This window comes from Roseicella aerolata (genome assembly GCF_020523605.1).
GTDB lineage: Bacteria > Pseudomonadota > Alphaproteobacteria > Acetobacterales > Acetobacteraceae > Paracraurococcus > Paracraurococcus aerolatus.
In genome coordinates, this window is record NZ_JAJAQI010000002.1 from 237503 (window position 1) to 251933 (window position 14431).

General features: G+C 72.7%; 11 protein-coding genes. 8 read left to right on the plus strand and 3 right to left on the minus strand.

The features are described 5' to 3' along the window. Positions 1-446: 446 nt before the first annotated feature. Together LHA35_RS02350 and LHA35_RS02355 are read left to right on the plus strand one after the other, a co-directional pair. Positions 447-1610, plus strand: coding sequence for a glycoside hydrolase family 1 protein (locus LHA35_RS02350; RefSeq protein ID WP_226603966.1), 1164 nt, complete (start codon positions 447-449; stop codon positions 1608-1610). A gap of 119 nt (positions 1611-1729) precedes the next feature. Next, the gene (locus tag LHA35_RS02355; RefSeq protein ID WP_226603968.1) at positions 1730-3136 is read left to right on the plus strand and encodes an enolase-like domain-containing protein; all 1407 of its coding nucleotides are present in this window, start codon (positions 1730-1732) and stop codon (positions 3134-3136) included. 62 nt (positions 3137-3198) lie between these two features. On the opposite strand, the gene mdoH is transcribed toward LHA35_RS02355, so the two are convergent. Next, positions 3199-4878, minus strand: coding sequence for a glucans biosynthesis glucosyltransferase MdoH (mdoH, locus tag LHA35_RS02360; protein ID WP_226603973.1), 1680 nt, complete (start codon positions 4876-4878; stop codon positions 3199-3201). A gap of 116 nt (positions 4879-4994) precedes the next feature. On the opposite strand from mdoH, the gene LHA35_RS02365 reads away from it, so the two are divergent. The 4 genes from LHA35_RS02365 to LHA35_RS02380 all read left to right on the plus strand — a co-directional run bounded on the left by LHA35_RS02365 (position 4995) and on the right by LHA35_RS02380 (position 9514). Then, the gene (locus LHA35_RS02365; protein WP_226603975.1) at positions 4995-5969 is read left to right on the plus strand and encodes a tripartite tricarboxylate transporter substrate binding protein; all 975 of its coding nucleotides are present in this window, start codon (positions 4995-4997) and stop codon (positions 5967-5969) included. Between the two features lie 167 nt (positions 5970-6136). After that, positions 6137-6457, plus strand: coding sequence for a quaternary ammonium compound efflux SMR transporter SugE (gene sugE, locus LHA35_RS02370; protein WP_226603978.1), 321 nt, complete (start codon positions 6137-6139; stop codon positions 6455-6457). Between the two features lie 430 nt (positions 6458-6887). Then, positions 6888-8522, plus strand: coding sequence for a GMC family oxidoreductase (locus LHA35_RS02375; RefSeq protein ID WP_226603982.1), 1635 nt, complete (start codon positions 6888-6890; stop codon positions 8520-8522). Between the two features lie 674 nt (positions 8523-9196). Further along, on the plus strand, positions 9197-9514 hold the full coding sequence (locus tag LHA35_RS02380) for an ankyrin repeat domain-containing protein (RefSeq protein ID WP_226603985.1): 318 nt from the start codon (positions 9197-9199) through the stop codon (positions 9512-9514). Between the two features lie 65 nt (positions 9515-9579). Here LHA35_RS02380 and LHA35_RS02385 read toward each other — a convergent pair whose 3' ends face one another. Further along, the gene (locus LHA35_RS02385; RefSeq protein WP_226603987.1) at positions 9580-10782 is read right to left on the minus strand and encodes an MFS transporter; all 1203 of its coding nucleotides are present in this window, start codon (positions 10780-10782) and stop codon (positions 9580-9582) included. A gap of 186 nt (positions 10783-10968) precedes the next feature. Continuing rightward, positions 10969-11958, minus strand: a complete 990-nt coding sequence (locus LHA35_RS02390) for a Bug family tripartite tricarboxylate transporter substrate binding protein (protein WP_226603989.1) — start codon at positions 11956-11958, stop codon at positions 10969-10971. 188 nt (positions 11959-12146) lie between these two features. Here LHA35_RS02390 and LHA35_RS02395 point away from each other — a divergent pair, with 188 nt between their 5' ends. Both LHA35_RS02395 and LHA35_RS02400 read left to right on the plus strand, forming a co-directional pair. Continuing rightward, a complete protein-coding gene (locus tag LHA35_RS02395) occupies positions 12147-13505 on the plus strand; it encodes an LLM class flavin-dependent oxidoreductase (protein ID WP_226603991.1) in 1359 nt (452 codons plus the stop codon). Between the two features lie 101 nt (positions 13506-13606). Next, the gene (locus LHA35_RS02400; protein ID WP_226603993.1) at positions 13607-14383 is read left to right on the plus strand and encodes a tellurite resistance TerB family protein; all 777 of its coding nucleotides are present in this window, start codon (positions 13607-13609) and stop codon (positions 14381-14383) included. The last annotated feature ends 48 nt before the right edge of the window (positions 14384-14431 follow it).

The following is a 14431-nucleotide window of genomic DNA, read 5'->3' on the forward strand; positions in this document are numbered from 1 at the left end:
TCGGGCCACCCTCCGTGGATGGGCTGATCGCTCGCGCGCAGCCAGTGGCCCATGCATCGGCGCGGCAGAGCGTCAGCAGCGCAACAGGCGGGTCACGGCAAGCCTGACAGCGCCAGCCACCGGGCGTGCAGTCCTGCGCTGACTTCACGTCGTCGCCCGGGGCCTTCCCCACCGCGCCTCAACCTCGCCGGCGTGGCTCCGCCCCGCGGGAACGCCGGCCGCCCCCAGGCTTTTCCCGTTTCGGTTTGCACGACAGCGGGGAGAGGGGGCCGTGCCTGCAGGTCCAGTCGGGTGCGCCACGGCATCCCCCTCGGCCAGGGCGGCGGCCAAGCCGGACCACCCTGCCTTGTCGGGCAAGGAATGGGCAACCGAGGGGTGAAAAACCACACCGGGCGCCGCACGCCCCCTTCTCCGGACCGCCCCCTTCACCAAGGATGGATTGCCGCGTGACCTTCCGACCCAGCCTGTTCCGCAGCTTCTTCCTCGGCGGCTTCGAATGCTCGACGCATGTCCGCAAGGATGGCCGCCGGCTCGACCTGATCGCCTCGACGCATCATGACCTGCGGGCCGAGGAGGATTACCGCCAGGTCGCCGAGCACGGGATCCGCGCAGTCCGCGACGGCGTACGCTGGCACCTGGTGCAGGCCGCCGGCCCCGGGCAGCATGACTGGACCCCGGTCCTGCCCCTGCTGCGGGCCGCCGCGCGCACCGGGACCCAGGTGGTCTGGGACCTCTGCCATTATGGCTGGCCGGACTGGCTGGACTTCTTCTCCCCCGATTTCCCGAAGCATTTCGCCGACTACGCCGCCGCCTTCGCCAGGCTGTGCAAGGCCGAGACCGGCGAGGCGCCGACCCTCTGTCCGCTGAATGAGATCTCCTTCCTCGCCTGGGCCGGCGGGGAGACCGGCCATTTCAACCCCTGCACCAATGGCCGCGGGCCGGAGGTGAAGCGCCAGGCGGTTGCCGCGACGCTGGCCGGCATCCGCGCCATGCGGCAGGCGGTTCCCGGCACGCGGGCCTTTGCCGTCGAGCCGCTGATCAACACGGTCCCCCGCCCGGGCGTGGATGCCGATATCGAGCCGGCCGAGCGCCGCAATGCCGGCATGTGGGAAGCCTGGGACATGCTGCTCGGCCGGCAGGACCCGGAGCTCGGCGGCTCGGAGGAGGTGCTCGACGCCATCGGGGTGAATTTCTACTGGAACAACCAGTGGTGGCTGCATGAGGGGCACGACGCCGCCCCGCTCTCCGTCTTCGACGAGCGCTGGGTGCCGCTGCGCGACCTGCTGGCGCGGGTGCACGGCCGCTACCGCCGCCCGGTCTTCGTCGCGGAGACCAGCATCGAGGACCATCGCCGTGCCCTCTGGCTGCGCTACGTGGCGGATGAGGTGATCGGCGCCATCCAGGCCGGCACGCCGGTGGAGGGCATCTGTCTCTACCCCGTGCTCAGCCATCCCGGCTGGGACGACGACCGCTACTGCCCGAACGGGCTGCTGGAGATGGAGGTGCGGCAGGGCCGCCGCGTGGTGCACGCGCCGCTGGCGCAGGAGTTGCGCCGCCAGCAGGCGACCTTCGCGGCGCTCTTCGCCGAGGGAGCCGAGGCGGCGGCCTGACGACCGGGGAGGGCCCTGCCCTCCCCGGACCCCACCCGCCAGGCCGGAACCCGGCCTGGACCGGTATGGGTCTGGGCACGCATGATCGTGGTACACCCCCGGCAAACGGGGGATCGCCCATGCGCTTCACCATCGTCGCCGCCGAACGCCGCGAATGGCCCTTCACCCTGCGGCTGCCCTTCCGCTTCGGCGCGGTCACCATCACCCAGGGCCGGCAGGCGGTGCTGCGGGTCCGCATCCGGGATGAAGGCGGGCGGGAGGGCTGGGGCGTGGCCGCCGAGACGCTGGCGGCCAAGTGGTTCGACAAGGCCCCGGGCCTGACCGACGCGCAGAACGAGGCCCAGCTTCGCCGCGCCCTGGAACTGGCCTGCGAGGCTTCCCTCGTCGCCGGCCACAACACCGCCTTCGGGCATTTCGCCGACAGCTATGCCGGCCACCTCGCCGCCTGCGCGCGCGAGGGGCTGAACCCGCTCATCGCCAGCTATGGCCGCGCGCTGGTGGATAGCGCCGCGCTGGATGCGCTGCTGAAGCTCAACGGCCTTTCGTTCTTCGCCGGCATGCGCGCCAATCTCGGCGGCCTCGCGCCACATACCGTGGCGCCGGACCTCGCGGGCTTCGATCTCGCCGCGATGCTCGCAGCGCTGCGGCCCGCGCGCCGCATCCATGCCCGCCACACGGTCGGGCTGGTCGATCCGATCACCGCCGCGGACCAGGCGGACCGCGTCGGGGATGGCCTGCCGGAGACGCTGGAGGAGGTGGCCGCCACCTATGGCCATCGGTACTGGAAGCTGAAGGTCTCGGGCGATATCGCGGCGGATCTCGACCGGCTCTGCCGCATCGCTGCGGTGCTGGACCGGCTGCACGGCTACCACGCGACGCTCGACGGCAACGAGCAATATGCGGATGCCGAGGGCGCGGCCGCGCTCTGGCGCGCGATCGAGGCGGAGCCGCGCCTCGCCCGCCTTGCCGCCTCCATCCTCTATGTCGAGCAGCCGGTGCGCCGGGCGCGTGCGCTGGAGGCGGGCATCGCGGCGCTCGCCGCGGCGCGCCCCGTCATCATCGACGAGAGCGACGGCCCGCTCGACGCCTTCGTGCAGGCCCGCGCGCTCGGCTACGCCGGCGTCTCGAGCAAATCCTGCAAGGGTATCTGGCGCAGCCTGATCAACCTGGCGCGCTGCCGCGCCTGGAATGCGGCGGGGGAGCGCTTCTTCCTCTCGGGCGAGGACCTGACGACGCTGCCGGGGGTTTGCCTGCAGCAGGATCTGGCGCTGGCCGCGCTGCTCGGCCTCGCTCATGTCGAGCGCAACGGCCACCACTTCGTCGCGGGCTTCGCCGGACGGCCGAAGACGGAGGCGGTGCGCTTTCTCGAGGCGCATCCGGATCTCTATGCCGACACCCCGCGCGGGCCAAGGCTGCGGATCCGGGAGGGGGTGCTGGAACTCGGCTCCCTCGACGTGCCGGGGCTGGGTGCGACGGAGGAGCCGGACTACGCCGCCATGGCGGAGATGCCCGGTTCGGGCTGGTGATGGCCTGCGGCAGGTGCATCCCGCCGCGAGGCCCGGCCCCTGGCGGCGCGGCGAAGCGGCCCTCAGGCCGCGGCCAGTTCCTCCGGCGTCGCGGCCAGCCGGGTGTCGCGCAGCAGCGCCGAGACGCGCGGCGAGGCGGTGAGCACGCAGAAGGGCACCGCCAGCAGCAGCCCGCCTGCCCAGGGCAGGGCCCAGGCCAGAGCCTCCGGTGCCGCCGCCCAGAGCAGGCCGAAGACCAGCAGGCCGAACAGCGTATGCGGCCAGAGCAGCCGCGCCGCATCGCCCCAGGCGACGCCGCGATCCGCCCGGTTCTGCGGCGCCCATGCCGCACGGCGCCCGCCGAAGGGTAGCGCCAGCAGGAAGACCGCCTTGTTGAACACGCTGATCGGGTCGAGCAGCGTGGTGAAGCCGATCTCGGCCAGCGCACCCCGCAGGAAGGCGGCGCGCCCGCCGTAGCGCGTGGCCAGCTGCGGCCTGAGCAGCACCTCGGCATAGCCCGAGAGCTTCGGCGCATGCAGCATCGCCCAGGTCGCCAGCATCAGCGCCAGCAGCCAGCCCGAAGGCGTCCCCGCCGCCCCGCCGGTCGCGGCATTCAGCGCGCCGGACAGCAACACGCCCACCCAGAGCGGCGCGCCGAGGAAGAGCAGGATCGCCTGCACCAGCTGCCAGCGCCCCATCCAGGTCTGGCCGGGCAGCCGGAGAAGGTCCCAGTACTGCATGTTGCCCGCCGCCCAGCGCAGGTCGCGCGCCATGAATTCGGGCAGCGCCGGCGGGTTGCCCTCCATCGAGCCTTCCTCGACCGGTAGGCAGCAGACCTTCCAGCCCGCGGCATGCAGCCGGACGGCCTCCACCTGGTCATGGCTGAGGATGGGCCGGCCGTCCGGCAGCGCCTCCAGCCGGCAATGGCGGCGGAAGGGCTCGATGCGGAGGACGGCGTTGTGGCCCCAGTACGGCCCCTCCGGCCCCTGCCACCAGGCCTGGCCGGTCGCCCAGGCGCGCATGCCGGCGCGCATGCCGAACTGGAACAGGCGCGGGAAGGCCGCCGTCGCCGGCCGGCCGACGATGAGTTGCTGCAGGATGGCGATCTGCGGGTCCGCTTCCATGCAGGCCACCAGGCGCAGCACGGCCGGCGCCGTCATCTCGCTGTCCGCGTCCAGGCAGAGCATCAGCTGCGCCTGGCCGACATGGCGGTCGAGGAATTCCATGACATTGCCGGCCTTGAAGCCGGTGTTCTCGGCACGCCGGCGATAGCCCACCGGAATGCCGGCGGCGCGACGGGCGCGGAACTCCTCGATTGCCAGCGCCTCCATGGCGGCCAGGGCAGGGTCCTGGGTATCGGAGAGGAACCAGAGGGTGAAGCGGTCCGCCGCCCCGGCCGCCGCCAGCCCCTCCAGCAGCCGCCCCAGCGGCGGCAGCACCTGCGCCATGTCCTCATTGCGGATGCAGACCGCGATGGCGGTGCATGCGGCGGGCGCGCCGGGCCGGGCGTGGCGCAGCGCCGGCAGCACGGCGGCCGGCGGGCTCGGCGCCCGCAGCAGGATGCCGAGGCCGACCAGCGCATTGGCGGCGCAGAGCGCGGTCCAGGGCGCGGTGCCGGCGAAGCAGAGGAAGAGCAGCACCTCCCACACCGTCCAGCCGTCGGGCGCCAGCACCCGCGCCGCCAGCCAGAGCAGCAGCGTGGTGAGGCCAAGGCCGAGCAGGGCGAAGAGCAGGCGGCGAAGCGCGAGGGGCAGGTCGGGCACGGGGGGCAGTCTCGCGGGGCAGGATGGCGAAATTGCGCAGGCGGTCCGGGCGCCCGGCGCTTGCCGGCGGCCGCCCACGCATGGCCAGATGGGTGCAACAGGACAGGGAGGAACCCATGCTGCAGCGCCGCATGCTGCTGGCGGCCGCGGTCGCCGCGCCGGCCATCGCCCGGCGGCGGGCCCAGGCCCAGCCCGCCTGGCCCCAGGAGAAGCCGGTGGAGGTCATCGTCCCCTTCCCCCCGGGCGGCGGCGTGGACATCATGACGCGCCTGATCATGCCGCTGGTTGCGGCGCGCATCCCGGGCATGACGGTGGTGGTCACCAACCGGCCCGGCGCCGCCTCCCAGATCGGGCTGGAGGCGACCTTCAATGCGGCGCCGGACGGCTACACGCTGGGCGCCACCTCCACCCCCGCGCACAGCGCCATCCCGATCGAGCGGCCCGCGCGCTACCGCGCGCTCGACTTCACCTTCCTCGCCAATATCGTCGAGGACCCGAACTGCCTCTATGTCCGGGCCGAGAGTCCCATCCGCTCCCTCGCCGAGCTGGTGGCGCAGGCCAGGGCCCGGCCCGGCAGCCTGGATTACGGCACCACCGGCATCGGCAGCGACGACCACATCATGATGCTGGCCTTCGAGGCGCTGTCCGGCATCCCGCCCATGACGCATGTGCCCTTCGCCGGCGTCGCGCCGCTGCTTCCACAATTGCTGGGCGGGCACCTGGCGACGGCGGTGGGGAACACGACGGAGCTCGTGACCCTCGCGCGCGAGGGGAAGATGCGCGGCCTGGCCGTGGCGAGCCTGCAGCGCCTGCCGGAGCTGCCGGAGGTGCCGACCTTCCGGGAGCTGGGCTTCGACATCGTCGCCGCCGCGGCGCGCGGCATCATCGGCCCGCCCGGCATCCCGCCCGCCGTCGCCGCACGGCTGCAGGAGGCCTTCCGCGGCGCCCTGGCCGATCCCGGCTTCCTGCGGGAGGCGGCGCGGCAGCACATGCCGCTGCGGCCGTTGGTGGGCAACGAGTACCGGCAGATGGCGTCGCAGGTGGATGCGCAGCTGCACGCGCTGTGGACGCTGCGGCCCTGGCGGGGATAGCGGCCGGGCTTCCATGCGCGGCACCCGGGCCGAGGCCGGCCTCGAACGGGAAGGCGGCGTTGACCCTTGCCCTTCCCCGGCTTAAGTGAGCCGTGCGAGGCCACGTCCTGCCCCCTCCGCGGGTATAAGTCCGGGACGGCCCGGCAGCTTGTTCGGAGGAGGCTGCCATGGCCTGGCTCATTCTCGTCATCGCCGGCCTGTTCGAGGTCGTCTGGGCCTTTTCGATGAAGCAGTCGGAGGGCTTCACGCGCCTCTGGCCCACCGCCGTCACCCTGGCCGCCATGCTGGTGAGCTTCGGCCTGCTCTCCTGGTCGATGCGGTCGCTCCCTCTCGGGACCGCCTATACGGTATGGACCGGAATCGGCGCGGTGGGCGCGTTCGTCGCCGGGATCCTTTTCCTCGGGGAGACGGCCAACGGGACACGCGTGGTGGCCGCCCTGCTGATCGTGAGCGGCCTGCTGCTCATGAAGCTGTCCGACCCCGCATAGCAGTTCGGGGCATGCCGGATGCCGGGGCGACGTGCCCGCCGGGACCGCCTGTCAGGCGCCCCCCTTCGGCGTCCCGTGTTCCGGTCTGAACGCCAACCCCCGGCGCGCCATGGCTGGCGGAGGAGTGCCTCGCTCCGGGGCGTTCACGCCCCTGCACGACCTGTCCTGGCTGCAGGGCAAGGCGGCCCGGCCCTTCCCCGCCATGCGGCGAAGGCGCGGGAGGCGTCTGCTGCGCCGTGCCGCCGCCGATGCGGCCCACGCCGCCCCGGGCGGTCAGCGCCTCCTCCCACCGCGCGGCGCATGGGCCGGCCGCCCGGCAGGTTCGGCCCCTGCCCCACACTCCCCGTGCCGCCTTGCCGCCCTCCGTCTTGCTCCCCTCGGCCGCGCATGCCCTGATAGCACCCGAACGACCAGGCGGGGGGAAACAGGGATGCAAGAGGCGGACTACGTCATCCTCGGCGGCGGCTCGGCCGGCTGCGTGCTGGCGGCGCGGCTCTCGGAGGATCCGAACACCAGGGTGGTCCTGCTGGAGGCCGGGCCCTGGGACCGGAACCCCTGGATCCATATCCCGATGGGCTTCGCCCGGCTCTACGTCACCCGCAAATTCGACTGGAACTACCAGACCGAGAGCGAGCCGGAGCTGAACGGCCGCAGCGTCTACTGGCCGCGCGGGCGCGTCATCGGCGGCTCGGGCAGCGTCAACGGCCTGGTCTTCCTGCGCGGCAGCCCGCGCGACTACGACCGCTGGGCGCAGCTCGGCGCGCGCGGCTGGAGCTATGAGGACTGCCTGCCCGCCTTCCGCAAGCTGGAGACCTTCCACGGCCCGGACAGCCAGTATCGCGGCAAGTCCGGCCCGATGCAGATCGCCGAGGTGCCGGAGCCGACCACCGGCTGCCGGGCCTTTCTCGAGGCCTGCGAGGCGCTCGGCTTCCCGCGCAACCGCGACAACAATGGCGAGTGGTTCGAGGGCGTGGCGCCCAACCAGCTCAATGTCCACAAGGGGCGGCGCTGGAGCCCGGCGGTCGGCTATCTCCGCCCCGCCCTCAAGCGCCCCAACCTGCGGGTGGAGACGGAGCGGCTCGGCCTCAGGCTGGTCTTCGAGGGCCAGCGCGTGACCGGCGTGGTGGTCCGCACCGCGGACGGGCGGGAGGAAAGCTGGAAGGCCCGGCGGGAGGTGATCGTCTCCGCCGGCGCGATCGAGAGCCCGAAGCTGCTCATGCTGTCCGGCATCGGCGACGGCGCGGCGCTGCAGGGCCTGGGGCTGGAGACGCGCGTGCATGCGCCGGAGGTGGGAAAGAACCTGCAGGACCACTTCATGGTCCGCTTCGCCTTCCGCACCAAGCCGGCGGATACCTTGAACGAGGCGCTGGCGAACCCGATCAGGACCGCGAAGATGGGCCTCGACTGGGCGCTGCGCCAGCGCGGCCACATGACCATCGGCGCCTCCGAGGCGAGCCTCTTCGCCCGCGTCCTGCCGGGCTCGGAGGAAGCCGAGGTGCAGTTCCAGTTCGTCAATTTCAGCCTGGACACCAGCAACCAGGCGATGTCGGCGAGCAAGCTGGCGAAGCATCCGGGCTTCACCTTCAATTTCTGCCAGTGCCGGCCGGACAGCCGGGGCGAGCTGACCCTGCGCTCCCCCAAGGTCGAGGACAAGCCGCGCATCCTGGCGAACTACCTGACCGCGCCGACGGATGTGCGGGTGATGCTGGAAGCGGCGAAGCTGGCGCGGAAGATCGCGGTGACGCGGCCCTTCGCCGATCTGGTGGAGGAGGAGCTCTCGCCCGGCCCGGCGACGCAGAGCGATGACGATTTCCTGGACTACCTGCGCGCCGCCGGCACCACGGTCTACCACCCCTGCGGCACCAACCGCATGGGCACCGACGACCGCGCGGTGGTGGATACCGAGCTGCGGGTGCGCGGCGTGGAGGGGCTGCGGGTGGTCGATGCCTCGGTCTTCCCGCTGGTGCCCTCCTCCAACATCCATCCGGCGGTGCTGATGACGGCGGAGCGGGCGGCGGAGATGATCAAGGCCAGCGCCCGCAGCGGCACGCGCGCCGCCGCCTGATGCCCGGCGCATGACATGCTGACGCAGGTCTGCTGCATCCGGCGCCGGCGCCGGCGCCGCCTGCGGCGGCTTCACTGCGCGGCATAGGCCGCGGGCCGCATCCACGCCTCAGCCGCCGATGGCGGCCGCACGTCAGGGCTTACGCCATCGGTCCGGATGCGTGACCGCGTCCGGGCAGGAGCGCCGCAGTTGCGGCGGGCGGCAGAAGCCGCTTCGGCACGGGCTCGCGCCCGCGCTGCAGGGGTCGATGATCATGGCCGGTGGTATTATGCCGGGGTCAGTTGAAGAACGGCCCGCTGTGGGTGCCAGGATCAGCCCTTCGCCGCAGCGGTCGCAGGCCGCCCACAGGCAATGGGATGCCTCGCGACAGCGCCGGTATTCCCAACGGCCCCACCGCCCCGGCATGACACGGGCCGGGGCGGCTCGCCGCCTCCGCTCGCGGCCCGGACCGCTCCGCTCGTTTCATTGCGCGGCGGAGCAGGCGCGGCCACCGGGTCTTATACTGATCGGAGAGCATGACGCAGGCCCGCGGGATGGCGAATCGGCCCCAGGGGCGGCACCGGCGGCGGGCATCGTCCCACTCCGAACACTCCACAAGGAGGGCGTCGCCGGGCCGGACGGATGGCAGGGCGACGCCCGGGCGGCAGAGGTGCCAGGGAAGGAGGAACCCGGCCATGACCCGCGCCGACACGGGCGATTTGCTTGCGCTGGTGGTCGCAGGCGATGTCACGCAACTGCGGAGCATGCTGAACCCCGCCGGCGGCTCGGCGGCGGATGGCCCGCTCGAACCATCCAACCGCATGACGCCGATGATGGCCGCGGCCGCCTGCGGGAACGAGGCGGCGGTGGAGCTGCTGCTGCAATGCGGCGCCGATCCCGCGCGGCGCGACGCCGCCGGCCGCAGCGCGGCCGCCTATGCCCGCAGCGCGGGGCACCCGCATCTGGCGGCGCGGCTCGACACCGTGGTCGACCAGGAACGGCGCATGTGGTGAGCACGGCCTCGGCAGCGGAACAGCGGCACACGGCCTGCACGGCATGATGCGCGGCGGGTTGCGCCTCAGCGGGCGGCGGGCCGCGTCGCGGTGGCGGGCACCAGCAGCCGCGCCATGGCCAGGCAGCCGAGCGCCGGGCCGATCGCCAGCGCCGCGAAGGCGCCTCCCCAGCCGAAGCGCTCCGCCAGCACCGGCATCAGGTGGATCGCCGGCAGGGTGAGGGCGAAGCCGAGGCAGGTCTGCACCGTCAGCATCGTCCCGGCGAGGCCGGGCGGGGAATGCTCCGCGACGCTGGCCGAGAACTGCGCGGAATCCGCGACCACGGTGGCGCCCCAGACCAGGCAGAGCGCGACCGTCACCGCCGGATGCAGCCCGAAGGCCGGCCCGGCCAGCAGGCAGCAGGCGCCGCTGACGGCCATGGCCCAGATGGTGAGCCTGGCCTTGCCGATCCGGTCGGCGATCAGCCCGCCGGCAACGCAGCCGATAGCGCCGGCGCCCATCACCGCGAAGGTGGCCAGCGCCGCCTGCCCCGGCGCGCCGGCGCGCCCGGCGGCCGCGAAGCTCGCCGCCAGATAGGCCCCGATCCAGGCCCACATGGCGTAGAGTTCCCACATATGCCCGAGATAGCCGAGGGTCGCGAGCCTGGTGCCGCGCGTGCGGAACAGCAGCAGGGCGAAGCCCGGGCGGAAGGGCGGCGCCGGCGCATGGCCCGGGCCGAGCCTTGTCCCGAGGATCAGCCCGGCCGCCACCACCGCGAGCGCCGAGGCGGCACCGACCGTGACCCGCCAGTCGAGCCCGCCGAAGCCATTGACCAGATGCGGGGAGGCGGAGCCGAGGGTAAGGCCGCCGACCAGCAGCCCCACCACCAGCCCGGCATCCGCGCGTGTCGCCCAGCCTGCGGCGAGCTTCATGCCGACGGGATAGATGCAGGCGAGCGCGAGGCCCGTCGCGCCGCGCGCCAGGATGGCGAGCGGGTCGCCGACCGGCAGCGCCAGGATCAGCGCATTCGCCGCCGCCCCCAGCAGCGCGGCGGCGGCGATCAGCCGCCGCGGGTCCAGCCGGTCCGGCAGGGCCAGGGCCGCGCTCGCCAGCGTGCCCAGCACGAAGCCCAGTTGCACGCCGCCGGTGAGCCAGGCGAGGAAGCCCGGCGGCAGCGCTGCCTCCCGCGCCATGGCCGGCCCCGCGGCGGTGCCGGAGAACCAGAGCGCCAGCGCCAGGACCTGCGCGACGACGATGAGGGCGAGGTTGGCGGGCTTGCCCTTCAGCATGCGGTCAGGCCCGCGGCGAGGCGAAGATCATCCCCGGCTCCCCTCCCCTCGCCCGGCTCTTGGCATGCATCGTCATGCGGGCCGCCCGCGGCGGATGGCGTTCAAGGCCGAATGCCATCCGCTGTCGCTCCTTGTTGCTCGAGAAGAGGCACGCCTCCGGTCGCTCACGGCCTTCCGCGATCCGCTCTAATCGATGGAGGCGCCGGAGGCGCGCACCACCGGCGCCCATTTCGCCACCTCGGCCCGCATGAAGGTGTCGTATTCGGCGGGGCCGAGCGGCGCCGGTTCCGCGCCGTAGTCGCGGATGCGCTGCGCGATCGGCGGGTCCTGGAGCGCCGCGACGATCTCCGCCCCCAGCCGCTCCAGGATCGGCCGCGGCGTCGCGGCCGGGGCGGCGATGCCGTACCAGGAGGAGACGTCGAAATCCGGCACGCCCGCCTCCTGCAATGTCGGCAGTTCCGGCATGGTGGCCGCGCGCGCCGCGGTGCTGACCGCGAGCGCCCGCAGCATGCCCGCCAGCACCTGCTGGCGCGAGGCCGGGGCATTGTCGATGGCGAACAGCACCTCCCCGTTCATCACCGCCGCCATGGAGGGCGCGGTGCCGCGATAGGGCACATGCGTCACCTCCACGCCGGTGCGCAGGCCAAGCAGCACGCCGGAGAGGTGGGAGGAGGTGCCGGTGCCGGCCGAGGCGAAGGTGGCGCGTTCGGGGTTCGCCCGCATGAAGGCGATCAGTTCGGCCACCGTCCGGTGCGGGCTGTCGCCCTTCACGATCAGCACGTTCGGCAGGAAGGCCAGCCGCGCGACGCCCGGCAGGTCCTTCAGCGGGTCGAAGGAGAGCCGCTTGTAGAGGCTCGGCCCGATGCCGTGCGAGGCGATGTGGTTGACATAGAAGCTGTAGCCGTCCGGCGTGGCGCGGGCGGTGACCTCCGCCCCCACCATGCCGCCCGCGCCCGGCCGCGGGTCAATCACCAGGGGCTGGCCCAGCTTCTCCCGCAGCCGGCTTTCCATGATCCGGAGGAAGATGTCGGAGACGCCGCCCGCCGCGCCGCCGAGCACGTAGCGGATGGGCCGGTCCGGCCAGGAGCCCGTTGCCGGTCCCTGCCCCTGCGCCCGCGCGAGGGCGGGGGCGGCAAGCAGTCCGGCGCCGAGCAGCGTGCGTCGTCCGATGGTCATGGCGTCTCCTTCCCGGGCCGGCCTCTGCGCGCCGGACCGCCGGATGCTAGAGCAGAACGAGGGAGCCCGTGAACGACCGGAGGCGTGAATCGGCTCGAAAAACGAAGAGCATCAGCGGTCGCCGGGGCCGGCGTTGACGGGCGCCGGGGTGGGGCGGAAGCTTCGCGCCAAAGGGGAAGGAGACATCCATGCGACAGATGCACCTGGTCGGCTTCCTGCAGGCGCAGAACTGCACCACCCTCGCCAGTTCCTGGCGGCACCCGGACAGCCGAACGGACTTCCTCACGTCCGACTACTTCCAGGAGATCGCCCGCATCCTGGAAGCGGGGAAATTCGACCTCGGCTTCTTCGACGACCGGCTCTCCATGCCGGACCGCTTCGGCTCCGACCACCACCACACCATCGAGCACGGCATCCGCTGCGTGAAGCTCGACCCGATCGTGACGCTGACCATGATGGGCGCGGTCACCTCGCGGCTCGGCCTCGGCTCCACCGCCTCCACCACCTATTACGAGCCCTTCCATGTCGCGCGCTGCTTCCAGACGCTCGACCTGATGAGCGGCGGGCGCGCGGCCTGGAACATCGTCACCTCCCTCAATGACGGGGAGGCGGCGAATATGGGCCATGCCGAGATGATGGAGCATGACCGGCGCTACGACCGCGCCGACGAGTTCGTCGAGGTCGTGCTGGGCCACTGGGATTCCTGGGAGGATGACGCCCTCATCATCGACAAGGCGAGCGGGCGCTTCGGCGACGGCGACAAGGTGCATCGCCTCGACTTCAAGGGGCGCTTCCTGCACTCGCGCGGGCCCTTCACCGTGCCGCGCAGCCCGCAGGGGCGGCCGGTGCTGATCCAGGCCGGCAGCAGCGGCCGCGGCAAGCGCTTCTCCGCCCGCTGGGCGGAACTGGTCTTCGTCGCCTATCACGATGTCGCCTCCGGCCGGCAGGACTATGCCGAGTTCAAGGCGATGGTCGCGGCCGCCGGTCGCGACCCGGAGGCGGTGAAGGTGGCCACGCTCTGCTACCCGATCTGCGCCGCGACCAGGGCGGAGGCGGAGGACAAGGCGGCGCTGATCGCCAGGCTGCCGCTCGAGATCGATGCCCTGTCCCTGCTGAGCGAGGCGCTGAACTTCGATTTCGCCAGCAAGGGCATGGACGAGCCCTTCACCGACGAGGAGATGGCCGGCATCCAGGGCCTGCAGGCGATCCGCGACCGCGTCGTCAGGAACACCGGCAAGAAGAACCCGACGGTGCGGGACTTCATGGTGGGCAGCGGCCGCGGCAAGCCCCCCATGGACATGGTCGGCGGCCCGAAGGAGGTCGCGGACCGGATGGAGGAATGGTTCGCCACCAGGGCCTGCGACGGCTTCGTCATCGGCGCCTGCGTGGTGCCCGGGAGCTATGCCGATTTCGTGCGGCACGTGGTGCCGGAACTGCAGCGGCGCGGCCTGTTCCGCAAGGACTACACGGGGCCGACGCTGCGCGACCATCTTGGCCTGGCGCGCGCGACGCGCGGGGATTGGCAGCCGCGTATGGCCGCGGAGTAGAGGCGCAGCGCGGGCGGGATCACAACAGCGGAGGGAGGGCGCGCTTTTCCTTGCCCCTCGCTCCCGCTCTCCCCACGGAGGGCGGGAATGGGAGGGATGCCATGATCGACGCGGTGAAGCTCCTCGGGTCGCTGCTGCAGCAGGGCGCCACGCCCTCCGCGCAGGACCGGTTGCGCGGCGCGGTGCAGCGCGGCGCCGGCGGGCCGCTGGGCCAGGCCGGCGGCGACCTGCCCCGGATGCTGGCGGGGCTGTTCGGCCAGGGCAGCGGCGGGCGCGGCTTCGGCGAGATGCTGGAATCGGCCACCGAGATGGCGAAGCGCGCGGCGCAGTCGCCGGCGGAGGAGGTGCGGCGCAACAACCCGGCCGCCATTGGCGGGCTCGGCGCCCTCGCCGGCGCGCTGCTCGGCGGCGGGCGCGGCGCGGTGGGCGGCGGGATGCTCGCGGTGCTCGGCAGCCTGGCCTATGCGGCGCTGCAGGAACAGGGCGCAAAGGCGGCACCGCCGGCCTATGCGGATGCCGCCGCGGTGCAGCGCAAGGCCATGCTGCTGCTGCGCGCCATGATCCAGGCGGCCAAGGCGGACGGCCAGATCGACGAGCGCGAGATGCAGCGGATCATGGGCAAGCTGGCGGAGGCCGGGGAGAGCGACGAGGCCCGGCAGATCGTGTTGCAGGAGATGAACCGGCCGGTCGATACCGAGGCCCTGGCGCGAGAGGCGCAAGACCAACAGGAGGCGGCGGAACTCTATGCCGCCTCGCTCACCGCCATCGAGATCGACAGCGTGGCAGAGCGCGACTACCTCGCGCGGCTCGCCACGGCGCTGGAACTGCCGCCGGAAGTCAGGCGGCCTATCCATGAGGCGCTGGGCGTCAGCGTCTGACGGGACCGCCGCAGGGCATCGGCGAAGACTTGCGCGGCCGCTGGATGA

Excerpts from the sequence above, each read along its gene's own strand:
- LHA35_RS02355 (WP_226603968.1), top strand. The coding sequence starts at position 1,730 with ATGCGCTTCACCATCGTCGCCGCCGAACGCCGCGAATGGCCCTTCACC.
- LHA35_RS02365 (WP_226603975.1), top strand. The coding sequence starts at position 4,995 with ATGCTGCAGCGCCGCATGCTGCTGGCGGCCGCGGTCGCCGCGCCGGCC.
- sugE (WP_226603978.1), top strand. The coding sequence starts at position 6,137 with ATGGCCTGGCTCATTCTCGTCATCGCCGGCCTGTTCGAGGTCGTCTGG.
- LHA35_RS02375 (WP_226603982.1), top strand. The coding sequence starts at position 6,888 with ATGCAAGAGGCGGACTACGTCATCCTCGGCGGCGGCTCGGCCGGCTGC.
- LHA35_RS02380 (WP_226603985.1), top strand. The coding sequence starts at position 9,197 with ATGACCCGCGCCGACACGGGCGATTTGCTTGCGCTGGTGGTCGCAGGC.
- LHA35_RS02385 (WP_226603987.1), bottom strand. The coding sequence starts at position 10,782 with ATGCTGAAGGGCAAGCCCGCCAACCTCGCCCTCATCGTCGTCGCGCAG.
- LHA35_RS02390 (WP_226603989.1), bottom strand. The coding sequence starts at position 11,958 with ATGACCATCGGACGACGCACGCTGCTCGGCGCCGGACTGCTTGCCGCC.
- LHA35_RS02395 (WP_226603991.1), top strand. The coding sequence starts at position 12,147 with ATGCGACAGATGCACCTGGTCGGCTTCCTGCAGGCGCAGAACTGCACC.
- LHA35_RS02400 (WP_226603993.1), top strand. The coding sequence starts at position 13,607 with ATGATCGACGCGGTGAAGCTCCTCGGGTCGCTGCTGCAGCAGGGCGCC.